This window comes from Rhizobium tibeticum, assembly GCF_900110205.1.
GTDB classification, from domain to species: Bacteria; Pseudomonadota; Alphaproteobacteria; order Rhizobiales; family Rhizobiaceae; genus Rhizobium; species Rhizobium tibeticum.
Genome location: NZ_FOCV01000018.1, coordinates 94,602 through 119,256, shown reverse-complemented (window position 1 = coordinate 119,256; position 24,655 = coordinate 94,602). Strand labels below are relative to the sequence as shown.

General features: G+C 59.3%; 18 protein-coding genes. 17 read left to right on the top strand and 1 reads right to left on the bottom strand.

What is annotated here, in order from left to right:
* Positions 1–17 precede the first annotated feature (17 nt).
* Entirely contained in the window at positions 18–527 is a 510-nt protein-coding gene (locus tag BSG20_RS19980; protein ID WP_072369900.1) for a DUF1993 domain-containing protein, read from the bottom strand.
* 322 nt (positions 528–849) lie between these two features.
* Here BSG20_RS19980 and BSG20_RS19975 point away from each other — a divergent pair, with 322 nt between their 5' ends.
* The 17 genes from BSG20_RS19975 to BSG20_RS19900 all read left to right on the top strand — a co-directional run bounded on the left by BSG20_RS19975 (position 850) and on the right by BSG20_RS19900 (position 24,645).
* Entirely contained in the window at positions 850–1,779 is a 930-nt protein-coding gene (locus BSG20_RS19975; RefSeq protein WP_072369903.1) for a sugar ABC transporter substrate-binding protein, read from the top strand.
* Between the two features lie 70 nt (positions 1,780–1,849).
* The gene (locus BSG20_RS19970; RefSeq protein WP_072369906.1) at positions 1,850–3,391 is read left to right on the top strand and encodes a sugar ABC transporter ATP-binding protein; all 1,542 of its coding nucleotides are present in this window, start codon (positions 1,850–1,852) and stop codon (positions 3,389–3,391) included.
* A gap of 33 nt (positions 3,392–3,424) precedes the next feature.
* Positions 3,425–4,450, top strand: a complete 1,026-nt coding sequence (locus BSG20_RS19965; RefSeq protein ID WP_037116657.1) for an ABC transporter permease — start codon at positions 3,425–3,427, stop codon at positions 4,448–4,450.
* A gap of 158 nt (positions 4,451–4,608) precedes the next feature.
* Positions 4,609–5,667 carry a dipeptidase gene (locus BSG20_RS19960; RefSeq protein ID WP_072369909.1) on the top strand — a complete coding sequence of 353 codons (1,059 nt, stop codon included), beginning with the start codon at positions 4,609–4,611 and terminating at the stop codon, positions 5,665–5,667.
* Positions 5,668–5,715: 48 nt separating this feature from the next.
* Positions 5,716–7,359, top strand: coding sequence for an ABC transporter substrate-binding protein (locus BSG20_RS19955; protein ID WP_072369912.1), 1,644 nt, complete (start codon positions 5,716–5,718; stop codon positions 7,357–7,359).
* A gap of 18 nt (positions 7,360–7,377) precedes the next feature.
* Positions 7,378–8,445, top strand: coding sequence for an ABC transporter permease (locus BSG20_RS19950; protein WP_072369915.1), 1,068 nt, complete (start codon positions 7,378–7,380; stop codon positions 8,443–8,445).
* Complete coding sequence (locus BSG20_RS19945; protein WP_072369918.1) at positions 8,442–9,377, top strand: ABC transporter permease; 936 nt, start codon at positions 8,442–8,444, stop codon at positions 9,375–9,377. The genes BSG20_RS19950 and BSG20_RS19945 overlap by 4 nt, the downstream gene beginning before the upstream one ends.
* Positions 9,374–10,207: an ABC transporter ATP-binding protein gene (locus BSG20_RS19940; protein ID WP_072369921.1), complete on the top strand. Its 834-nt coding sequence runs from the start codon at positions 9,374–9,376 to the stop codon at positions 10,205–10,207. The genes BSG20_RS19945 and BSG20_RS19940 overlap by 4 nt, the downstream gene beginning before the upstream one ends.
* Positions 10,204–10,953, top strand: a complete 750-nt coding sequence (locus BSG20_RS19935; protein WP_072369924.1) for an ABC transporter ATP-binding protein — start codon at positions 10,204–10,206, stop codon at positions 10,951–10,953. The genes BSG20_RS19940 and BSG20_RS19935 overlap by 4 nt, the downstream gene beginning before the upstream one ends.
* Positions 10,954–11,113: 160 nt before the next feature.
* Positions 11,114–11,308 (top strand): hypothetical protein, encoded by a 195-nt coding sequence (locus BSG20_RS19930; protein ID WP_072369927.1) that lies wholly within the window; start codon positions 11,114–11,116, stop codon positions 11,306–11,308.
* Positions 11,309–11,430: 122 nt separating this feature from the next.
* Entirely contained in the window at positions 11,431–11,595 is a 165-nt protein-coding gene (locus BSG20_RS36545) for a hypothetical protein (protein WP_167371534.1), read from the top strand.
* A gap of 305 nt (positions 11,596–11,900) precedes the next feature.
* Positions 11,901–12,065 carry a DUF1328 domain-containing protein gene (locus tag BSG20_RS19925; RefSeq protein WP_007798213.1) on the top strand — a complete coding sequence of 55 codons (165 nt, stop codon included), beginning with the start codon at positions 11,901–11,903 and terminating at the stop codon, positions 12,063–12,065.
* Between the two features lie 359 nt (positions 12,066–12,424).
* A complete protein-coding gene (locus BSG20_RS19920) occupies positions 12,425–20,944 on the top strand; it encodes a GH36-type glycosyl hydrolase domain-containing protein (RefSeq protein ID WP_072369932.1) in 8,520 nt (2,839 codons plus the stop codon).
* 100 nt (positions 20,945–21,044) lie between these two features.
* Positions 21,045–22,265: an OpgC family protein gene (locus BSG20_RS19915; protein WP_072369935.1), complete on the top strand. Its 1,221-nt coding sequence runs from the start codon at positions 21,045–21,047 to the stop codon at positions 22,263–22,265.
* A 35-nt stretch (positions 22,266–22,300) separates the two neighbouring features.
* Entirely contained in the window at positions 22,301–22,507 is a 207-nt protein-coding gene (locus BSG20_RS19910) for a hypothetical protein (RefSeq protein ID WP_072369938.1), read from the top strand.
* Between the two features lie 111 nt (positions 22,508–22,618).
* On the top strand, positions 22,619–23,653 hold the full coding sequence (locus tag BSG20_RS19905) for an aspartate-semialdehyde dehydrogenase (RefSeq protein WP_072369941.1): 1,035 nt from the start codon (positions 22,619–22,621) through the stop codon (positions 23,651–23,653).
* 173 nt (positions 23,654–23,826) lie between these two features.
* The gene (locus BSG20_RS19900) at positions 23,827–24,645 is read left to right on the top strand and encodes a lytic murein transglycosylase (protein WP_072369944.1); all 819 of its coding nucleotides are present in this window, start codon (positions 23,827–23,829) and stop codon (positions 24,643–24,645) included.
* Positions 24,646–24,655: the final 10 nt, after the last annotated feature.

The window sequence follows — 24,655 nt, the reverse complement described above, 5'->3', positions numbered from 1 at the left end:
GCCGGCCGTAAGTTCCATCAGGCGAGGCGTCCGAGATAGTCCATCTTGCCGACCGGAACGCCCTGGTTGCGCAGGATCGCGTGTGCCGTCGCAAGGTGGAAGAAGAAGTTCGGCAGTGCGAAGGTCATGACATACTCGTCGCCGCGGAACGTGATCTTGTTGCCCCCTGGCGAAAGCGCGATTTCCCGCGTTTCCGTCCCCTCGAGCGCAGCAGGCTCGACGGTAGCGAGATAGGCTTCCGTCTTGGCGACACGCTCGCGCAACTCGGTGATTGTCACTTCGTTATCCTCGAATTTCGGCGCTTCGCGACCGGTCAGCCGCGCGATCGCCAATTTGGCGCTATCGGTCGCGCGTTGATACTGACCCGAGAATGGCAGCATGTCCGAGGACAACCGCGCGGCAACAAGATCCGCTCCGTCGATGCCTTTTTCTTTTGCGAAGTCTTCGGCTTTATCGAGATAGGTCTTCAAGGTTTCAAGACCGTGCTGGAAGACGGGAACTGTCAATCGGTACATCGAGATGGGCATCGGTTTCTCCATGGGAGACAGCGAACTGCTGCCGTTGGTGCGTTTATATAGTTCGCAACATCGCGCTTTTCAGCGCCATGGGGTTGTCCCGCGAGATTTTCGTAGGGCGGTCGGCGACCTCGTCCTTGAATTGGACTTGACGCCCTCGGCAGAAAATGGAATGAATATTCCGCAATAGATATTTTACGGTTCGTTTGTTCCGTTTCTTGACGGACGGCCAACGGGAGATGGCACACAGCGAACAGATACTGGCTTTTGGGCACTGCCCGAAGCTCCGGCGTGAGGAGGGTGCAGCCGGACACCGCTTTGTGGAGGAAAGAAAATGAAGAAATTTATCATGGGCACTGCTATGGCGCTCGTCCTGTCGGCGGCCGCTCACGCTGAGACCGTCGGCGTCTCGATGTCGAAGTTCGACGACAACTTCCTGACCGTTCTGCGCAACGGCATGCAGAACTATGCCAAGACGCTGAACGGCGTGACACTGCAGGTCGAAGACGCCCAGAACGACGTCGCCAAGCAGCAGAGCCAGATCCAGAATTTCATTGCTTCCAAGGTCGACGCGATCATCGTCAACCCGGTTGACACCGACGCTACCGCAGCCATGTCGAAGATCGCAGCTGAAGCCGGCGTTCCGCTGGTTTATGTCAACCGTGAGCCGGTCAACGTTGACAGCCTTCCGGACAAGCAGGCTTTCGTCGCTTCGAACGAGCAGGAATCCGGCACGCTTGAGACCAAGGAAGTGTGCCGTCTACTCGGCGGCAAGGGTAAAGCCGTCATCCTGATGGGCGAACTCTCCAACCAGGCTGCTCGCATGCGCACCAAGGATGTCCATGATGTTGTCGCAACCGACGACTGCAAGGGTATCGCGATCGTTGAGGAGCAGACGGCGAACTGGTCGCGCACAGAAGGTTCGGATTTGATGACCAACTGGCTTTCTAGCGGCATCGAATTCGACGCCGTCATCGCGAACAACGACGAAATGGCAATTGGCGCAATCCAGGCCCTCAAAGCGGCCGGCAAGGATCTCAGCAAGATCGTGATCGGCGGCGTTGACGCCACCCAAGATGCGCTTGCCGCGATGCAGGCCGGTGACCTCGACGTGACGGTTTTCCAGGACGCTGCCGGGCAGGGCAAGGGCTCGCTCGATGCAGCTCTGAAGCTTGCAAAGGGCAAAAAGGTGGAGAAGAAGGTTTACATTCCTTTCCAGCTCGTCACGCCTGAGAACGTCAAGGACTTCGTCGCGAAGAACTAACGCTTTGGAGAGCCAGGATGCGGAACATGGTTCCGCATCCTTCCTCAGTCCCTGTCCGGGAGGAGATGAGATGGTTGTCAGCCCGTCTACAATGGCTGCAGTGCGTCAGAGTGGCGCTGTTCCGAATGCGGAATACCTGCTGAGCGCAGAAGGTGTCCGGAAGGAGTTTCCGGGTGTCGTCGCCCTCGATGACGTTCAGTTCCGGCTGAAGCGCGGCACGGTGCACGCTTTGATGGGCGAAAATGGCGCCGGCAAGTCGACACTGATGAAAATCCTCGCCGGCATCTACATTCCCGATAAGGGCGAAGTGCGCCTCAAGGGCGTAGAGATTCAGCTTAAATCACCGCTCGACGCGCTGGAAAACGGCATCGCCATGATCCATCAGGAACTCAACCTGATGCCGTTCATGACGGTCGCCGAGAACATCTGGATCCGTCGTGAGCCGAAGAACAGGTTCGGCTTTGTCGATCACGCGGCAATGTTCCGCCAGACGGACGAGCTGTTTCGACGGCTGAATATCGACATCGACCCCGAGATCCAGGTTCGCGAACTTTCGGTCGCCAACCGGCAGATGGTCGAGATCGCCAAGGCGGTCTCCTACAATTCCGACGTGCTGATCATGGATGAACCGACATCGGCGCTGACCGAGCGCGAGGTCGAGCATCTCTTCAGGATCATTCGCGACCTCAGGGCTCAAGGCATCGGCATCGTCTACATCACGCACAAGATGAACGAGCTGTTCGAGATTGCCGACGAATTCTCCGTGTTCCGTGATGGCCGTTATATTGGCACACATGCGTCAACGGACGTCACCCGCGATGACATCATCCGCATGATGGTCGGCCGCGAAATCACCCAGATGTTCCCGAAAGAGGAGGTGCCAATCGGCGACGTCGTCCTCTCGGTCAAGAACCTCTCGCTGAACAACGTCTTCCATGACGTTTCCTTTGACGTGCGATCGGGCGAGATCCTCGGCGTTGCCGGGCTCGTGGGATCAGGCCGATCGAACGTCGCCGAGACCTTGTTCGGTGTGACGCCGGCGACGTCGGGCACGATCGAGCTCTTCGGCAAGAAGACAGATATCGCCTCGCCGACCGTCGCAATCCGGAACCGCATGGCATTCCTGACCGAGGATCGCAAAGACACAGGCTGTCTGCTGATCCTCAGCGTTCTCGAGAACATGCAGATCGCCGTTCTCCAGGACAGCTTCGTCAAGGGCGGCTTTGTGCAGGAAAGCTCGATCGAGGCGACTTGCGAAGACATGGCCAAGAAACTCCGGGTCAAGACCCCCAACCTCGATGAGCGCGTGGAAAACCTTTCCGGCGGCAACCAGCAAAAGGTTCTGATCGGTCGCTGGCTGCTTACGAAACCGAAGATCCTCATTCTCGACGAGCCGACACGCGGCATCGATGTCGGCGCCAAGGCCGAGATCCATCGTCTGGTGACGGAGATGGCGAGAAATGGAGTAGCAGTGATCATGATCTCGTCCGAGATGCCGGAAGTCTTGGGCATGAGCGACCGCATCATGGTGATGCACGAAGGACGTGTAACCGGTTTTCTCAATCGCGACGAAGCAACGCAGATCAAGGTTATGGAGCTTGCCGCGCAGTGACGCGCGGGCTCCGGCAACCGAAGGGAGGATATCATGAATACAAACGCAGCTGAGGCGGCAGCCCCCCTCGCAACGCGCGCGCGCAGACGGCGTGTTCCGCCTGAACTCAGCATTTTCCTCGTCCTGGTCGGCATTGCGCTCATCTATGAAATTCTGGGCTGGATTTTCGTGGGCCAGAGCTTCCTGTTCAATTCGCAGCGCTTGACGATCATGATCCTTCAGGTCGCCGTCATCGGCATCATTGCGGTGGGCGTGACGCAAGTCATCATCACTGGCGGCATCGACCTATCATCGGGCTCGGTCGTCGGCATGACCGCGATGATTGCGGCAAGCTTCGCGCAGGCATCGACCTGGCCACGAGCGCTCTATCCTTCGCTGACCGACCTGCCCTTCTTCATCCCGATCGGCGTCGGCCTCCTCATCGGCCTCGCAGCCGGCTTTATCAACGGACAGCTGATCGCAAAGACCAAGATCCCGCCGTTCATCGCAACGCTGGGCATGATGGTCTCGGCACGCGGCATTTCGAAGTGGTACACCAAGGGCCAGCCGGTTTCGGGGCTCACCGATCAGTTCAATTTCATCGGCACCGGCATTTGGCCTGTGATCGTTTTCCTCGTCGTCGCGCTGATCTTCCACATTGCGCTGCGCTATACCCGCTACGGCAAGTTCACCTATGCCATCGGCGCCAATGTGCAGGCTGCGCGGGTTTCTGGTATCAACATCGAAGCCCACCTGATCAAGGTTTACGCAATCGCCGGTCTCCTGGCGGGTCTTGCTGGCGTGGTCACGGCGGCCCGCGCCCAGACCGCGCAGGCCGGTATGGGTGTTATGTACGAACTGGACGCCATTGCTGCGACTGTTATCGGCGGTACCTCCCTGACCGGTGGCGTCGGCCGCATCACCGGAACGGTTATCGGCACGATCATTCTCGGCGTGATGACCTCGGGCTTCACCTTTCTCAGGGTCGATGCTTACTACCAGGAGATCGTCAAGGGGCTGATCATTGTGGCTGCCGTCGTGATCGACGTCTACCGGCAAAAGAAACGCGCCAAGCACTGACGAAAAGCACTTCCGAACGGGAGCCTCGGCTCCCGTTTTTCGTTTCCGCTAACCATTGATGCGGAAGCGCAAAATTTCTGAAAAAAGTGGTAGCGTATTCCGTCAGCTTTTCTATTCTGCGCTCTTCATATCGCCCGCCCGGGCACACAGGAACGCAGATGCAATTCGTATTCGACGGCCATAACGACGTCCTCCTCCGGCTTTGGACACATGAACGGGATGGTGGCGATCCAGTCGCTGAATTTTCAAACGGAACAGATCTAGGCCATATCGATGCCCCGCGCGCCAAGGCTGGCGGGTTGGCCGGCGGCCTCTGCGCAATCTACGTGCCCTCCGGCGATCTCGTTTTTGCCGATCCCGACAAGAACGGCCACTATGTCACCCCGCTTGCCGCCCCCCTCGAACCGCTTCCCTCGCTGAGGATCGCTACGGAAATGGCCGCGATCGCGCTTCGCCTCGACCGCGCCGGCGCCTGGCGCCTCTGCCGCAGCGTCAAGGACATTCGCCAAGCAATGGCCGACGGCGTCTTCGCGGCTGTGATGCACATGGAAGGCTGCGAGGCCATTGGCCCTGATCTCGCAGCGCTCGAAGTGTTCCATGCCGCCGGCTTGCGGTCACTGGGACCGGTATGGAGCCGGCACAATGTCTTCGGCCACGGCGTGCCCTTCGCCTTTCCGATGTCGCCGGACACTGCGCCCGGCCTGACCGAGGCAGGCTTGGCGCTTGTGCGCGAATGCAACCGGCTCGGCATCCTGATCGATCTGGCGCACATCACCGAGAAAGGCTTCTGGGATGTTGCAAAGACAACCGATCAGCCGCTCGTGGCCAGCCACTCCAACGCTCATGCGCTGACGCCCGTTGCTCGCAACCTCACGAACAAGCAGCTCGACGCCATTCGAGAAAGCCGCGGCCTCGTCGGCGTGAATTATGCGACCGCGATGCTGCGCAGCGACGCTCGCTCCGATGGCGACACACCGCTCAGCGACATGGTGCGCCATATCGATTATCTCGTCGAGCGCATCGGCATCGATTGTGTGGCTCTCGGTTCGGACTTCGATGGCGCAACCATTCCCGAGGAAATAGGGGATGCCGCCGGTAACCAGAAGCTGATTGCCGCCCTCCAGCGCGTTGGCTATGGTGCACGAGATCTCGAAAAATTGGCCAGCGGGAACTGGCTGAGAATTCTGACTTCGGCGTGGGGAGAAGAGTACGCCTAAGCTTGCCTATCGCTTTGTATTGAAATGGAAAACAGGGGAACAAAAACCATGATAGTCAGCAAATTCAACCGCACCTTCCGTCTGCTTTCTGCGGGCGCCGCTCTATCGATCATGATGGCCGCCGCACCGGCTGCCTTGGCGGAAACGCCGAAGGACACGCTGGTCGAAGGCTTCGCCATCGACGACATCATCACCATGGACCCGGGTGAGGCGTTCGAACTGTCGACGGCCGAAGTTACGAGCAACACCTACAGCCTGCTCGTCCGTCTCGACATGAGCGACACGTCGAAGGTCAAGGGCGATCTCGCCGACAGCTGGTCGGTGTCTGATGATGGCCTGACCTACACCTTCAAGCTCAAATCCGGCCTGAAGTTCGCCTCCGGCAATCCGATCACCGCCGAAGACGTTGCGTGGTCCTTCGAGCGCGCAGTCAAGCTCGACAAGAGCCCGGCGTTCATCATTACCCAGTTCGGCATCACTGGCGACAACGTGGCCGAGAAGGCAAAGGCGACAGATGACAACACCTTCGTCTTCACAGTCGACAAGCCTTACGCGCCGAGCTTCGTTCTAAACTGCCTGACGGCAACTGTTGCCTCGGTCGTCGACAAGAAGCTGGTCATGGAGCACATCAAGTCCGTGACGCCGAGCGCCGAATACAAGTACGACAACGACTTCGGCAACGAATGGCTGAAGACCGGTTATGCAGGCTCCGGCGCTTTTAAGCTGCGCGAATGGCGCGCCAATGAAGTTGTCGTGATGGAACGCAACGACAATTATTACGGCGACAAGGCGAAGCTCAACCGCGTCATCTATCGCTTCATGAAGGAAAGCTCGGCGCAGCGCCTGGCGCTGGAAGCAGGTGATATCGATATCGCGCGCAACCTGGAGCCCGGCGATCTGGATGCGATCGCCAAGAATGCCGACTTGACGACTGTCGCTGCGCCGAAGGGGACGGTCTACTACGTCAGCCTCAACTCCAAGAACGACAACCTGAAGAAGCCGGAAGTCCAGGAAGCCTTCAAGTATCTTGTCGACTATGATGCGATCGGTTCGACGCTGATCAAGGGCATCGGCGAAATCCACCAGACCTTCCTGCCCAAGGGCCAGCTCGGTGCGCTCGATGAAAACCCTTATAAGCTCGACGTGGCCAAGGCGAAGGAACTGCTTGCGAAAGCCGGCCTGAAGGACGGCTTCTCGGTGACGATGGACGTTCGCAATACGCAGCCGGTAACGGGTATTGCCGAATCCATCCAGCAGTCGCTCGCCCAGGCCGGCATCAAGATGGAAATCATCCCGGGCGACGGCAAGCAGACCCTGACGAAGTTCCGTGCACGCACGCATGACATGTATATCGGCCAGTGGGGTTCGGACTATTTCGACCCGAACTCGAATGCCGACACCTTTACCACCAACCCAGACAACTCGGATGCCGGTACGGTCAAGACGCTCGCATGGCGCAACGCCTGGGAAGCGCCGGAGCTCGACAAGGAAACGAAGGCTGCATTGCTTGAACGTGACGGCGCCAAGCGCGCTGCCATGTACGAGGACATCCAGAAGAAGTTCCTCGCCAACAGCCCCTTTGTGATCATCTTCCAGCAGATCGAAGTCGCAGGCGCTCGCAAGAGCCTGAAGGACTTCAAGCTCGGCCCGAGCTTTGACACCAATTATGTCGGCCCGATCGGCAAGGAATAATCCGGCAGGATTGATCCGTTGAGCATCGTTGAGACAAAGACGCAGGCACGGCCCAAACAGGGCCGTGCTGTTGCCGTTGCCAAGGCGGTCGGGCGATTTCTTGTCGCCGCCGTCACCACTTATCTCGGCCTCCTGGCCGTGACTTTCTTCATCGGCCGCGTCGTACCGATCGATCCGGTCCTTGCTATACTCGGCGACCGCGCGCCGACACATGTCGTCGAACGAGTCCGTCACGAGCTCGGTTTCGACCTGCCGCTCTACCAGCAGTTCTATATCTATCTAAAGAGCATCCTTTCGGGTGACTTCGGAACCTCGGTGCTGACCACCAATCCTGTCATGGTCGACATCAGGCGCGTCTTTCCCGCGACGATCGAGCTCGCAACGCTCGGGACGATCATCGGCTCCGTCATTGGCGTCCCGCTGGGCGTGCTCGCTGCAGTGCGGCGAGGCAGCACGGCCGACCAGGTCGTCCGCGTCATTGGCCTGATTGGCTATTCCGTGCCGATATTCTGGCTGGCACTCATTTCGCTTGTCATCTTCTACGCTCAATTGCGTTGGGTGGCCTTCCCGGGCCGCATTGATATTGTCTTTGAATACAGTTTCACGCCGGTGACCGGCTTCTATCTCCTCGACAGCGCCATGCAGGGGCAGTGGGACGTCTTCTATGACGTTTTTCGCCACATCATCCTGCCGGCCTCGTTGCTCGGCTATTTCTCGCTGGCCTACATCAGCCGCATGACCAGAAGTTTCATGCTCAACGAGCTGAGCCAGGAGTACGTGGTCGCGGCGCGCGCCAAGGGACTATCGGAAACCCGGGTGATCTGGGGTCATGCATTGCGCAACGCCGCGGTGCCGCTGGTAACCGTCATTGCACTTTCATATGCCGGCTTGCTTGAGGGTTCGGTGCTCACCGAGACTGTGTTCTCCTGGCCGGGCATCGGGCTCTACATCACCAATTCCCTTCAGAACGCGGATATGAACGCCGTCCTCGGTGGCACCATCATCATTGGCACGGTTTTCATCGGCATCAATCTTCTGTCCGACCTTCTCTACCGGACGCTTGACCCCAGGACGCGAAGCCGATGACGGTTCCCGCAAATCAATCAGCGCCACTGAGCCGCCGCGAGTGGCTGCTTTCCGATCGGCCGCAGTCGCGCATGCAGGCGCGGTTGGGCCGAGCCTACCTGACCTGGCGCCAGTTCAGCGCAAACCGCCTCGCCGTCGTCGGTTTGCTGATCATTATTGCGCTCCTGTTTGTGGCTGCCTTTGCGAATGTACTTGCAACCCATTCGCCTGTTGTGGGCGACCTGAAAAATGCGCGATTGCTGCCGCCAGGCTCAGAGGGCTATTGGCTTGGCACCGATGATCAGGGACGCGATATCTATTCCCGCCTCATCTATGGCTCTCGTCTGACGCTGCTCGTCGTCGTTCTCGTCGCAGCCATCTCGGCGCCGATCGGCCTGATCGTCGGGACGGTGTCGGGTTACGCCGGCGGCTGGGTCGATGCGACGCTGATGCGCATCACCGATATCTTCCTGGCATTCCCGAAGCTGGTTCTGGCCCTCGCCTTCGTCGCGGCGCTCGGGCCTGGCATTCAGAACGCCATCATCGCCATTGCCATCACCTCCTGGCCGCCTTACGCCCGCATTGCGCGCGCGGAGACGCTAACCGTGCGACGCTCCGACTATATTTCCGCGGTCAAGCTGATGGGCGCATCACCTTTGCGGATTGTGGTCCGGCACGTCATGCCGCTGTGCCTTTCCTCGCTCATCGTACGTGTCACGCTCGACATGGCTGGGATCATCCTAACGGCCGCCGGTCTCGGCTTCCTCGGTCTCGGCGCGCAGCCTCCGTTACCCGAGTGGGGCGCGATGATCGCCTCCGGCCGGCGTTTCATCCTGGACCAGTGGTGGGTCGCCGCAATGCCTGGTTTCGCTATCCTGATCGTCAGCCTCGGCTTCAACCTGCTCGGCGACGGCCTGCGCGATGCGCTTGACCCGAAGGAGAGCGGCCAATGACCGAGCTCCTCACCGTTCAAAACCTCAAAGTCAGCTATCCCACGCGCACGGGCGTGATCGAAGCCGTCCGCGACGTCTCCTTTTCGCTTGGAAAGGAACGCCTCGGTATCGTCGGCGAGTCGGGCTCCGGCAAGTCCCAGACGGGGCGCGCCATCATGGGGCTAACCCCGAAACACGGTATCGTCTCGGCCGACAAGCTCGACTTCAACGGCATAGATCTTCTCGCCGCATCCGCCAAGCAGCGCCGACAGTTGCGCGGCAAACGCATCGCGATGGTTCTGCAGGATCCCAAATATTCGCTCGATCCCGTGATGTCGATCGGCCGGCAGATTTGCGAAACGTTGCGAACCCATGAAAGGGTCGGCAACGCGGAGGCGCGCGATCGCGCGCTAGCGATGTTGGAGGCGGTTCAAATCCGCGACCCGAAGCGGGTATTCGACCTCTATCCGCATGAGGTCTCGGGCGGCATGGGTCAGCGCGCAATGATCGCTATGATGCTGATCGCCGATCCGGAACTCTTGATCGCCGACGAACCGACCTCCGCACTGGATGTCACGGTCCAGCTCGACGTTCTCCGGATCATGGACCGACTCGTGTCGGAACGCGGTATGGGGCTGATCTTCGTGTCCCACGACCTGCGCCTGGTTTCGTCCTTTTGCGACCGCGTCATCGTTATGTATGCCGGCAAGGTTGTCGAAGAACTCAAGGCATCGGAACTTAAGAACGCGCGCCACCCATACACCCAGGGCCTGTTGAACTGCATGCCCCAAATTGGCGAAAGCAGGCATCCCCTGCCGGTCCTCGATCGCAAGCCGGAGTGGGCCGCATGACCATCGCACTGTCAGTCGATAAGCTGAGTGTGATCTATGATCACTTCCACGCGCTAAAGGACGTCAGCGTCGATATCGAGACCGGCGGGTCATTCGGCCTAGTGGGCGAGTCCGGATCCGGAAAGTCGACCTTGCTGCGTGCTGTTGCCGGCTTGGCGCCGGTGGCGAGCGGCAGCATCAGAATCCATGGCAATCCCCTCGTCGGCGCCAAGCGGTCCAAGGGCTTCTACAGACAGGTGCAGATGGTCTTCCAGGATCCCTATGGGTCCCTGCACCCCCGCCAGACCATCGATCGCCTCCTGCTCGAGCCGCTGGCGATACATGGCATCAGTGACAGTGACATGCGGATTGCCCGCGCCCTCGATGAAGTCGGGCTTGGAAACGGCTTCCGATTCCGGTACCCGCATCAGCTTTCTGGCGGTCAACGCCAACGAGTTGCGATTGCCCGCGCATTGATCGTCGAGCCGTCGATTCTCCTGCTTGACGAGCCGACCTCGGCTCTTGACGCCTCGGTGCAGGCGGAGGTTCTGAACCTGCTCGAGCAGATTCGACACGACCGCAAGCTGACCTTCGTTATGGTCAGCCATGACCTCGGCGTCGTCACGCATATGTGTGATCGCCTGGCAGTGATGCGCGACGGCACCGTCGTCGAGCGACTGACCGCGACCCAGCTGGCGCAGGCGGCTGTGACGGAGGACTACACGCGAAATTTGATGATCGCCAGCAAGGGCTTCGTAAAAGCTTGAAGGGCAATCCTTTCAAAGAATTGATTTCGCTGAGGCTCGCTGGAGCTCAGCCTTAACGATCAACTAAAACACGACCAATCGACTAGACTATTGACACCTGCCTTACTTCTGTCATGATCCGGTTAACGCCCGTTAATTTTCGTGATCATGGAGATCAGGCATGTTTTTTCTCGGCGGCATGACGATGGGATACCTGCAGCCACCGGCCAAAACCGATAGAGAAGCTGCAATCTCGACATCCATTCCCGCAGAGAAAGACCGGCGCTTGCTGGAAACGCCAGAAGCAGTGGTGAGGCCGCGCTATGGTGCCGGGAACGAGCGGTCCCTGCTCTGGGCGTGGCGAATTCTCGTCTAGGCACAAACGGACGGATTTTTTAACGACGGCTAGCAGGACAGAATTTTATCTCTACTTATCAGATAGAGAAAATACGAAAACACGCTCTAATAAAAAGAAGCGCGGAGAAACGGAGGCAACACATGGCAGACTTGGGTATCTCGCACGCTCATGTGAATCAATATGGTTCCGTCCAGAGCAAGAAGCCGGTCACGGCACGTAGCAAGATTCAGCTTGTCGTTCACGCAACGCTTGTCACTGCGGCGTTTCTTTTCGTCGCAGCCCTCGTCTTTGGCATCGTCGGATAAGCCAAGAGCACGTAGCAGTCGGAAGATGCCGTGTCGGAACCATCCCGGCTCATTCTCTCATCACATTCATTGTGAAAGGGAAAATGACGACGAAAGGCATTTTGCTTTGGTTGATCAGTATCCTATCCCGCTGATTATTCTGCTCTGTCTCTTCCATGCCGTTCAAGACTGCTTTCGGTTGCGTATTGCAAAGGCGCGTCGATTTGGACGCGTCTTTTCTGTTGGCTGAACCCGGCCTTGGAGCTCCAACGGAACCAATAGGGCGACCTCCCGTTATGTCGTCAGCAAAGACAAAGGAGATCGCCATGCTTTATTATGCACTTGTATTTCTCGTTGTGGCGCTGATCGCCGGCGTTTTGGGCTTTGGCGGCATTGCAGGTGCTTCGGCGTCAATCGCTCAGGTTCTTTTCTTCCTGTTCCTGATCCTGTTCGTCGTCTCGCTGGTTATGCGCCTCATGCGGCGCGCTTGACGAAAAACATTGGCGTAAAATTGGAAACCGGCGCTTGCCCAAGCGCCGGTTTCTTGTCGACCGCAGGAATATCCGCACGGTGCCCGATTGCATCCTTTGAAACATCTTGACTTGAATTATCGCAATGGTGTCCAACTTTCCCGGAATGGCTCCGAAAGGGTGGAGGGCGCACGGAGCTGTGTTCGCACATCGCCCACATAGGTCGCGTTTAAACCGTTTCGCATCGTCGGTTGATTACCGCTTCGATCTTGCTGTCCGGGATCAGGAAACCTCGGCGCTGTTCATGCGGCAGTCATATTTGGCAGTGCAAAAGGCTACGCAAAATCATCATAACTTTGTTTGGATCCAGAACCGAACCCATGTCCATTTCCGCCACGTCTCCGAGCCCGTCCCGCGAGTCTGAAACGAAGCAGATCGATCATAACGACTCGATCCGCTCAACGTATCTTTCCATCGAGGATATCAAGGCAATAGGCAACTCCGTCGCCGCCCGCGGCGTCGACTTGCTGCCCGCTTTTGCGCCCTTCGATTTCTTCGCGCGGCATAAGGAAAACGAGAAGGAAATCCTGCGGGTCTACCGCACCACGGCAACGGACGTGGAATCGGGTGAAACGATCACTCCCGCAGCGGAATGGCTGCTCGACAACCACTACATTGTCGAGGAAGCGATCCAGGAAATCCGTCGGGACTTCCCGCGGCGCTTCTATCGGGAACTGCCGACGATCGACATCAGCGGTGTGCAGATTCCGCGCACCCTGGCGCTAGCGTGGCTTTATGTCGCCCACACCCACAGCACGATCTCGCAGCAAAGCCTGACGGCGCTCGTCGATGGCTTCCAGCAGAGCGAAACGCTGAGGATCGGTGAACTCTGGGCACTGCCGTCGCTTGTTCGCTATGTGCTCGTGGAAAACCTGCGTCGCATTTCGAGCCGCGTCGAGCGCAGCCGTCGGTTGCGTCGGCGCGCCAACGAGGCTGCAGACGAGCTTGTGCGGCTGACGGACCCGGCAAGGGCGGCCGAGTATCTTAGGTCGCTCGAGTCTCTTGCCGAAGACAACACCTTTGCGACGCAGTTCCTCTATCGCATGCGCGACGGCTCGCAAGCGTCCAGCGTGGCGATCACATGGCTGGACGAGCGTCTTGAAGCCCTCGGCCGTGACACCGAAGAGGCGACGATGGCGGAACATAGCCGCCTGTCCTCCGGCAATGTCACGATGGGCAACATCATCCGCAGTCTTCGCGAGATCGACGACACCGAATGGTCGGTCTGGGTCGAGCAGGTGAGCCATGTTGACAAGCTGCTGTGGGACAATTCCGACTACGGTGATCTTGATTCCGGCTCGCGCAACAAATACCGCAAGCAGATCGAAAAGCTGGCCAAGCGCTCGCCACTGTCGGAAATGGAAATTGCCCACCTGGCGCTCGATATGACTGAGGAGGCGAAGGCCTCCGGCGAGACGCAGCCAAATGAACCAAACGTCGGCGGCTTTCTCACCGGTGCCCAACGGCCAAAACTCGAGGCGCGATCGAACTACCGCCCAACGTCGACGCAGCATTTTGTCCGCGCTGTTCGCCGATTCAATTGGCTGTCGATCGCCGCTCCGGTGATCCTGCTCACTATCATCGCGATGGCGATCGTCGGCAAGTTCATGGCCAATGCAGGCATGGGACCGCTGGAAATCGCGATCCTGCTGGTCATGTTCTCGCTTCTGGCCTCCGAAGGAGCGACCGGTCTCTTCAACACCGTGCTGTCGTTCTTCGTCACACCGGCTCGACTGGTCGGCTACGAATTCAAGGAAGGCATTCCCGAGGAAGCCCGCACGCTTCTGGTCGTTCCCTGCCTTATCTCCAACCGTGACAGCGTCGATGAGCTGGTCCGAAATCTCGAGGTCCACTACCTCGCCAACCCGCGCGGCGAAATCTACTTCGCGCTGCTCAGTGACTGGCCGGACAGCCAGGTCGAGGAAACGTCTGCCGATCTTGAGGTTCTAGACTACGCTCGCCGCGAAGTCGCAAACCTCTCGGCGCGCTATGCCTTTGATGGCAAGACGCGTTTCTATCTCTTGCATCGCCGCCGGCTCTACAATCCGTCCGAAGGTGCCTGGATGGGATGGGAACGCAAGCGCGGCAAGCTGCACGAATTGAACCTGCTGCTTCGCGGCGACCGCGATACGACCTACCTTCCGGGTGCAAATGTCGTACCGGCAAACGTTCAGTACGTGATGACGCTCGATGCCGACACACGCCTTATGCGCGATGCGGTCACGAAGCTCGCAGGCAAGCTCTACCATCCGATCAACCGTCCGGTCATCAATCCGGCTACGGGTCGCGTCGAAAGCGGCTATGGCGTGCTGCAGCCGCGCGTTACCCCATCCCTGACAACAGGCAAGGACGCTTCGGTCTTCCAGCGCGTATTCTCGATCAACCGCGGCCTCGACCCGTACGTCTTCACCGTCTCCGACGTCTATCAGGATCTGGCGGGTGAGGGCACTTTCACCGGTAAGGGCCTTTACCATGTCGATGCCTTCGAAGCGTCGCTGAAGGGGCGCATCGAGGAAAACTCGGTGCTCAGCCACGACCTGCTCGAGGGTTCGATGGCCCGTTGCGCGCTGGTCACCGATCTGGAGCTCGTCGAAGATTTCCCGATCCGTTACGAGGTCGAAACCTCGCGCCAGCATCGTTGGGCGCGTGGCGACTGGCAGCTGTTGCCGTACATGTTCAATCCGAAGCACGGCGTGACCGGGCTCGGCCGCTGGAAGATGTTCGACAACCTCCGCCGCTCGCTGACGCCGATCGCCTGGTTCTTCGCCTCGGTGCTCGGCTGGTATTTCATGAGCCCACTCGGCGCACTCGTCTGGCAGATCCTCTTGATTTTCTGCCTCTTCGTCGCTCCCACGCTCTCGCTTATCCACGGCATCATTCCGCGCACCAGCGATATCGTCGCGAGGGCTCACCTTTACACCGTTTGGTCCGACATTCGCGCGGCCAATGCCCAAGTGGCCCTGCGGATCGTCTTCATCGCCGATTCCGCTTGCATGATGGCCGATGCCATCGGTCGCTCGCTCTATCGCCTGCTTTTCAGCCACAAGCTGATGCTGCAGTGGCGAACGGCAGCCAGTGTCCAGGCCGGCAAGCAGGGAACGATCCGGTCTTACTACAAGGCAATGTGGCACGCCCCGGTGCTGGCTCTGCTCGCGCTTGGCTTTGCCGCACTTTCCGGCGACAACGCCTATCTCGTCGGCGTTCCTTTCGCTCTTCTCTGGTTCCTGTCGCCACTGGTCGCCTACTATGTCAGCCAGTCTGCCGAGACCGAAGACCGTCTTGAGGTCGCCGATTCCGTTTCCAGCGAACTCCGCAAGATTGCCCGCCGCACGTGGCGATATTTCGAGACGTTCACGACTGCCGAACAGAACTACCTGCCGCCGGACAACGTTCAGGAAACGCCGCATGTGATCGTGGCGACGCGCACGTCTCCGACCAATATCGGCGTCTACCTGCTATCCGTCGTCTCCGGTCGCCATTTCGGATGGTTCTCCTTCGAGGAAACCATCGAGCGGCTCGAACAGACGATCGCAACGATCGACAGGATGGAGAAGTTCCGCGGGCACCTGTTCAACTGGTATCACACCGATACGCTCGAGACGCTTGGACCGCGCTATGTTTCCGCAGTCGATAGCGGCAACCTTGCTGGCCACCTCATCGCGATCTCGTCCGCCTGCCGCGACTGGGCGGAAGCGCCGTCAGCTCATATGCAGGGCAACCTCGACGGCGTCGGCGATACTGCCGGCATCCTTGCAGAAGTGCTGTCCGAGCTACCGGACGATCGCAAGACAGTTCGCCCGCTGCGCCGTCGCCTGGAGGAACGAATCATCGGCTTCCAGAACGCGCTGGCTGCAGTCAAGCGCGAGCACGAGTTCGCATCCATTCGCATCATCAACCTTGCCGTACTGGCACGTGATATTCAAAAGCTCGCTGCCAACCTCGACCACGAAGTAAAGTCTGCTTTGAGCGTCGAAGTCACGCGCTGGGCGGAATCTCTGGTCAAGATCTGCGAAGCCCATATTTCCGACAGCACTTTTGATCTATCCAACATCGACGCGTTGCGTCCACGCCTGACTGCCTTGCGCGACAAGGCACGCGACCTCGCCTTCTCGATGGACTTTGGTTTCCTGTTCCGACCCGAGCGGCGCCTGCTCTCCATCGGCTACCGTGTGGAAAGCGGCGAACTCGATCAGGCGTGTTATGACCTGCTGGCGTCGGAATGCCGCCTCACCAGCCTGTTCGGCATCGCCAAGGGCGACTTGCCGACCGAGCATTGGTACCGACTCGGCCGCCAGGTTGTTCCGGTTGGCTCGCGCGGTGCACTCGTCTCCTGGTCCGGCTCGATGTTCGAGTACCTCATGCCGCCGCTCGTCATGCAGGAGCGCGGCGGAGGCATCCTCAACCAGACCAACAATCTGGTCGTGGTCGAGCAGATGAACCATGCTCGCAAGCTGGGCATTCCGTGGGGTATTTCGGAAGCCGCGTTCAATGCGCGCGACCACAACCTGAACTACCAGTACACGAACTTCGGCGTACCATCGCTCGGCCTGAAGCGTGGCCTTGGCCACAACGCGGTTATCGCGCCCTATGCTTCTATCCTCGCCAGCCAGTACGATCCTGACGCGGCACTTGAGAACCTTCAGCGCCTGCGCAAACTCGGCGCGCTCGGCAAGTTCGGCTTCCACGACGCCGTCGATTTTACGCCGACCCGCGTGCCCGAAGGTAAGACTTGCGCGGTCGTCTACAACTACTATGCTCACCATCACGGCATGTCGATCGCGGCCGTCGCGAACGTCGCCTTCAACGGCCACTTGCGCGAACTCTTCCACTCGGATCCGGTGATCGAGGCTGCCGAGCTGCTTCTCCAGGAGAAGGCACCGCGGGATATTCCGGTCATGAGTGGCAAGCACGAGTCCGATACGCCAGCCAGCATCCAGGATGACCTGTTGCGTCCTGAACTGCGCAAGATCTATGATCCGGCATCGCGCGACCGCGAGCTGGTCTTCCTCTCGAACGGCCACTACTCGCTTATGCTGACCGCAACCGGCGCCGGCTATTCCAGGTGGAACGGCCAGTCGGTCTCCCGTTGGAAAGCCGAGCCAACCGAGGATCGCTGGGGTAGCTTCATCTTCCTGCGCGATACCGCAACCAATGAATGGTGGTCGGCGACCGCGGAGCCAAAGAGCGTCGAAGGCGAGCAGGTCAAGGTTCTCCTCGCCGACGAAAAGGCGGAGTTCACCAAGACCGTCGGTGACCTTACCAGTGAGGTCGAGTGCATCGTCGCCACTGAGCACGACGCCGAAGGCCGCCGCCTGACGCTCGTCAACAGCGGAACGGAGGATCGCTTCATCGAGGTGACCTCGTATCTCGAACCGGTTCTGGCGACGGACGATGTCGACAACGCACACCCGGCATTTGCCCGGATGTTTGTCAAGACGGAAATCGGCAAACGCGGTGACGTCATCCGCGTCGAGCGCAACAAGCGCGATCCGAACGAGCCGAACATGGCCGTTGCCCACCTTATCGTCGACAACTCGGGTTCTTCGCGCCACACCGAGTTCGAGACCGACCGCCGCAAGTTTCTCGGACGGGGACGCACCCTCTCGAATGCTGCCGTTTTCGACCCAGGCGCGACCCTTTCCGGCACCGACGGCTTCATCCTCGATCCGGTTCTTTCCCTCCGCCGCACGGTCCGCGTGCCGCCCGGCAAGAAAGTCAGCGTCATCTTCTGGACTATTGCTGCCCCGAGCCGCAATGAGGTGGACCAGGCGGTTGATCGGTATCGCCACGCGGACGCCTTCAACCACGAGCTCGTCCAGGCATGGACCCGCACGCAGGTGCAGATGCGCCATGTCGGCGTCACGTCGCAGCAGGCGGCAGCGTTCCAGCATCTCGGCCGCCACCTGGTTTATCCGGATATGTATCTGCGCGCCGACGCGGCCGCAGTCGCCGCCGGCATGCAGTCGCAGTCGTCGCTTTGGCCGCTGGCAATTTCGGGGGATTTCCCGATCTTCACCCTGCGCGTCAACGATGACATGGATCTCGACATTGTCAGAGAGGCGTTGCTTGCGCAGGAATACCTCCGCTCGCGTGGCGTCACCGCTGATCTGGTCATCATGAACGAGCGCGCCTCATCCTATGCGCAGGACATGCAGCACGCCGTCGACCAGATGGCAGAGAACGTTCGCCGTATGGGTCAGGCCGATGGTTTGCGTCAGCACATTTTCACGGTCCGCAAGGATCTGATGGAAGAGTCGACATATCACGCCCTCATCTCCGCCTCGCGCGTGACCTTCCACGCCAAGAACGGCAAGATTATCGATCAGATCAATCGCGCCGTCGCGCTCTTTTCCCCAAGCAAGGAAGAGCAGCAGGAACTGGAACGCGCCGACCGGGCAAAGACGCCTGTCAAGCTGGTCGCCGCGCCACCCGCCTCATCGCCGTCAAAGGTGGTGATCGAGGAGGAAGGCGACCTTAATTTCTGGAACGGCATCGGCGGTTTTGCCGTCGACGGTCGCGAATATGTCGTGCGCCTCCCCGGGGGTCACGCGACGCCTCATCCATGGATCAATGTGATCTCGAATGAGAAATTCGGCTTCCACGTGTCTGCGGAAGGAGCGGGTTTCACATGGAGCGTAAACTCGCGCGATTATCAGCTGACCTCGTGGTCGAATGACCCGGTCATCAACCGCCCAGGCGAAGCGATTTACGTCGTCGATCGCGAGAGCGGCGCGGTGTTGACCCCGTTCGCGAGCCTCTCGGAGCGGCAGGATATTCGCTTCGAAGCACGACATGGCCTGGGCTATTCCGTATTCTCCAGCGTCCAGAACGAAATCGCGCTTGAGGTCACTCAAACCGTCGACCGCGAGAAACCGGTCAAGCTGCAGCGAATCCGGCTACGCAATACCGGCTCCAGACCAAGAAAGCTGCGGCTCTACGGCTACGTCGAGTGGGTTCTGGGCAACAACGCGCAGAAGTCTGCGCCGTTCATCCTCTCTGAGCACGACGAGGAGACGGGCGCGCTGCTGGCGAGCAACAACTACAGCATCGATTATTCCGGTCGCGTGACTTTCTTTGTGGCCAGCGAGAACCCATCGAGCTTTACCGCCAGCCGTCGAGAATTTATCGGCAGAACAGGTACGATCCAGACACCGCATGCACTGAGTTCGGTTGCCAACCTTTCCGGCACGACCGAACTTGACGGCGACCCGGCAGCGGTTCTGGCGATCGATATCGAGGTCGGACCGGACGAGGAGCGGGATGTCTGCTTCTTCCTCGGCGATACCGAGACGAAGGCCGAGGCGAGGGCGTTGATCAGCGATATCCGCAAGATCGCCTTCGAGGACGTTGTCCAGGCAAACCGTTCCTTCTGGCAGGGTGTCACTGGGAAGCTGCAGGTTTTCACGCCCGATCAGAGCATGAACAATCTGATCAATACCTGGCTGCCCTACCAGAGCCTTGGCTGCCGCATCATGGCGCGTACCGCCTTCTATCAGGCGAGCGGTGCCTTCGGCTTCCGCGACCAGTTGCAGGATACATTGGCATTCGTCATCCATGAGCCGTCAATTGCCCGCAAGCAGATCCTGAACGCCGCCTCGCGTCAGTTCCGTGAAGGTGACGTTCAGCACTGGTGGCTGCCCGGCACCGGCGCCGGCGTCCGGACATTGATTTCGGACGACGTTGTTTGGCTCGCCTACGCAATCCATCACTACTGCAGCGTTACGAGCGACAAAAGCGTCCTCGACGAGCAACTCGCCTTCCTGGAAGGGCCGGCGCTCCTCGAGGGCCAGCACGATTCCTTCTATCTGCCTGAGGTCTCCGACGACAAGGCGAGCGTCTACGAACACGCCGCCATCGCGCTTGATCTCGCGATCGCCAGGAAGGGAAAGAACGGGCTGCCTTTGTTCCTTGGCGGCGACTGGAACGATGGCATGAACCGCGTCGGCATCGGCGGCCAGGGAACTAGCGTCTGGCTCGGCTGGTTCCTTGCGGGCGCGCTGCGCTCGTTCACCGCCTATGCGCAGGAGCGGGGTGACACGGCACGTGTCGAGCGGTGGACCAAGCACCTGGCAGAGCTCAAGGCTGCGCTTGAAACGGCCGCTTGGGATGGCGCCTACTATAGGCGTGGTACGTTTGACGACGGCAGCTTGCTTGGTTCGAAGGAAAGCCTCGAATGCCAGATCGACTCGATCGCCCAGTCATGGAGCGTGCTATCCGGCGAAGGAGATCCGGCGCATGCTGCGAAGGCGATGAACTCGGTCTTGGATAAGTTGGTCGATCCCGAAGCGCGGATCATCCGCCTCTTTACCCCGCCCTTTGATAACTCGGCTAAGGATCCGGGCTACATCAAGGCCTACCCGCCAGGTGTTCGCGAAAACGGTGGTCAGTACACCCATGCCGCGACCTGGGTCGTCATGGCGCTGGCCGAGCTTGGCCGCGGCGATGACGCTCTGCGTTGTTTCGAACTGCTCAATCCGATCAGCCATGCGCGTGACCCGGTTTCGGCGGAGCGCTATCGCGTCGAACCCTACATCATCGCGGCTGATGTCTACGGCGAGGGCGCGCTCAGTGGGCGCGGCGGCTGGACGTGGTACACGGGCTCGGCCGGCTGGCTCTACCGGGCGGTGACCGAGGGCATCCTTGGCATCCGGGTAAAGGACGGTTGCTTGTACGTGCGTCCGGCACTGCCGAGCACATGGGACGGCTTCTCTGCCGAGATCGAGCATGCGGGTGCTAAATATCTCATTTCGGTCTCAAAATCGTCCCATCCGAAGGGTTACGGTGTCACCATCAACGGACGCGAAGTCACCGATCCCGACGAGGGATATCCGGTCGGATAACAGCATTCTTCCACGCTAATCATCCGGCGATTCGTTGCGGCCAAAAGGGAACCCTTTTGGCCGCAACTGCGTTTGCAAAATCGGAAAGCAGGAGAAGTCCATGGCAATAGCGCTCGAAGGAACGATCAGCGCCAAGCAAAGTTCTGTGACGGTAGCGACGCCGAAACGTGACACGCGATTGGACGTTCTGCGCGGACTCGCGCTCATCACGATTTTCATCAATCATGTTCCCGGTCAGATTTTCGAGAACCTCACAACCAAGAATTTCGGCTTCTCCGATGCGGCCGAAGGCTTCGTCCTGATCTCGGGCATTGCCGTCGGCCTGGCCTACGGATCATGTTTTCAGCCAGGGGCGTGGCTGCAGACGGCAACAAAGGCCTGGAAGCGAGCATTCACGCTTTACCTGGCTCACATGATCACGACATTCATGACGCTCGCCCTATTTCTGACTGGCGCATGGATCTTCCATCGGCCCGGGCTTTTGTGTGAGATCAACATCCTTGCCGTCCTCACCAATTTGAAGGCCGGGATCCCCTCGTTGCTGCTGCTCGGGCATCAGATCGGCTACAACAATATCTTGCCGATGTATGGCGCGTTGATGTTGATGGTCCCCATCATCCTTCTGCTCAACGCGGCAAGCCCACTCCTTGCCCTCGCCGTTTCGGGCACTGTCTGGCTGTTTGCCGGCATTTACGAGATTGCTCCGCATAACATGCTGATCGAAGGCTACTGGTTCCTCAATCCGTTGTCCTGGCAGTTCCTCTTTACGATCGGCATCGTCGGAATGATGCATGTGCGCCGCGGCGGCAAACTGCCGCAGCACCCAATTCTTTTTGCGCTCGCCGCCGCCTATCTCGTGTTGTCCTTTGCCTGGGTTGTCGGTCAGCTCTGGAGCTTCGGAATCGCACTGACATCGCTCGGGCTGCCGCCCGTGCTGACGGGCTTCGACAAGACGTTCCTGTCGCTACCGAGGCTGCTGCACGTTTTGGCGTTGACCTATCTCGTCATCAATATTCCGGCGATCTCACGCCTCCTTCAACGATCCACGGACAATCCGCTGACCATTCTCGGTCGCCATTCGCTGAGCATCTTCGTCGCCGGCACCATTCTGGCGATGGTTGGTCAGGTCGTGCTCTACATCAACAATCACGATCAGATCGCCGGCCCAGTCTTCGTGGTCATCGGCATCGCCATCCAGTTCGCCTACGCCTACCATCTTGAGCGCAAGCGCAGACTTGAGACGGGGGGCCATAGGCGATTGCCCGACCGAAGCATGATTCCGGTTCCCGTGCGCGTCGATCGCTGGCGGGATCGGCGCTAGACGTCGGAGGCACGAGGGCTGCTGGAAGACCGTCCATCCGCCGCCACGCTGCCGTATCTGATCGCATAAACCTTGACTCCTGTGGAAAACCTTTTAAGAGCAACGGCGGAAAAGGGATATCCATGGTTCGCGACGAACACGCCATTGCTGCATGCAATGACCGGGCACAAAATGCCGGGATGGGTGTTGCCGTTCCGGTTTCTTCCAAAACCAAGGCCAAAACGACGACGAAAACCGTCTGACGTCTCTGGCCTGCCGCTCTCTCCCCGGCCCGGCTGGGGACAAGGAAGCCGCGATGTTTCGCGCTTCCCCCTCACCGGATAAGAGGAGAGAAGAGAAAGAGAGCTTGAGAAATGGGTTTTAAAGTTGCAGTTGCGGGAGCGACCGGAAATGTTGGCCGGGAAATGCTCAACATCCTCTCCGAGCGCGGTTTCCCTGCTGACGAAGTCGTCGCGCTTGCGTCTGCGCGTTCGCAGGGGACTGAAGTTTCCTACGGCGACAAGACGCTGAAGGTCTCCAACCTTGAAAATTACGACTTCTCCGATACCGACATCTGCCTGATGTCGGCCGGCGGGGAGGTTTCCAAGAAGTGGTCGCCCAAGATCGGCGCCCAAGGCTGCGTCGTCATCGACAACTCCTCGGCATGGCGCTACGACGCGGACGTGCCGCTCATCGTTCCGGAAGTGAACCCGGACGCCATTGCCCAGTTCAGCAAGCGCAACATCATTGCCAACCCGAATTGCTCGACTGCACAGCTCGTCGTGGCGCTCAAGCCGCTGCACGACTTCGCCAAGATCAAGCGCGTGGTCGTTTCGACCTATCAGTCCGTTTCCGGCGCCGGCAAGGACGGCATGGACGAGCTGTTCAACCAAACGCGCGCCGTCTTCGTCGCGGATCCGATCGAGAACAAGAAGTTCACGAAGCGCATTGCCTTCAACGTCATCCCCCACATCGACAGCTTCATGGAAGACGGTTACACGAAGGAAGAGTGGAAGGTTCTCGCCGAGACCAAGAAGATGCTCGATCCGAAGATCAAGGTGACCTGCACGGCAGTTCGCGTTCCGGTATTCATCGGCCACTCTGAATCGGTCAACATCGAATTCGAGAACGAGATCACCGCCGATCAGGCTCGCGACATCCTGCGCGAAGCTCCCGGCTGCCTGGTCATCGATAAGCGCGAGAACGGCGGTTACATCACGCCGTACGAGTCTGCCGGCGAAGACGCGACCTATATCTCGCGCATCCGCGAGGACGCGACGGTCGAGAACGGCCTGAATATGTGGGTGGTTTCCGACAACCTCCGCAAGGGGGCTGCTCTCAATGCGATACAGATCGCCGAGCTGCTTATTAATCGCGGACTTGTGAAGCCGCGCAAGAAGGCGGCCTAACCAACTGTTAACTGTGATTTGTTAAGTCCCGCTTACTAAGATAGGGCTTGCTTGGCGCGGGTTTGCTGTTTTTGGCTTCCCGCGCTTGCCAACACAAAGATGGTGACAATATTGCCGAAAGCGGGCCGCTGGCCCGGTTTGAAGGCTAGTCAGATCGGGATCGGGGTATCTCCATGCGCATGACAAAATTTTTGCTGGTAGCTGCGGCCGCCTGCATTCTCCACGCAGTTCCTGCAGCTGCCAAGGCCGCCCAGTGCGGCAACAACGGTGCCGGGTTCGAGGAGTGGGTTGGCGAGTTCAAACAAGAGGCTGCAACACATGGTGTCAGCCCCAAAATTCTTGATCGCGCCTTCGCGAACGTCGCCTACAACAGACCCACAATTGCCGCCGACCGCGGCCAGAAGAGCTTCAAGCTTTCCTTCGATGCCTTCATGCAGAAGCGTGGCGGCGCGACAATCATTTCACGCGGCAAGGGGATGAAGCGCTCCAATGCAGCCCTCTTTGCATCGATCGAGCGCAGCTTTGGTGTTCCAGCCGGCCCGCTGATCGCGATTTGGGGCATGGAGACTGGATTCGGCAGCTACATGGGCAACCAGCACACGCTGTCGGCCGTGTCGACGCTCGCCTATGATTGCCGGCGCTCTGATTATTTCACCGACCAGCTTTACGCAGCGCTGCAACTCGTCTCGGAGGGTTACCTGAGCCCGCAGGCGCGCGGTGCAGCCCACGGCGAGATCGGACAGACGCAGTTCCTGCCGCGCAATGTCGTGCGCTTCGGCGCCGATGGCGATGGCGACGGCCGCGTCGATATGGTTGGCTCACGCGCTGACGCGCTTGCCTCAACTGCCAACTTCCTGAAGGGCCATGGTTGGCAGGCTGGTGCCGGCTATCAGCCAGGCGAGCCCAACTTCGCAGCCATTGCCGGCTGGAACGCGGCGACCGTCTACCAGCAGGCAATCGCCTACATCGGTCAGCAGATCGACGGCAACTGAGAAGAGTTCA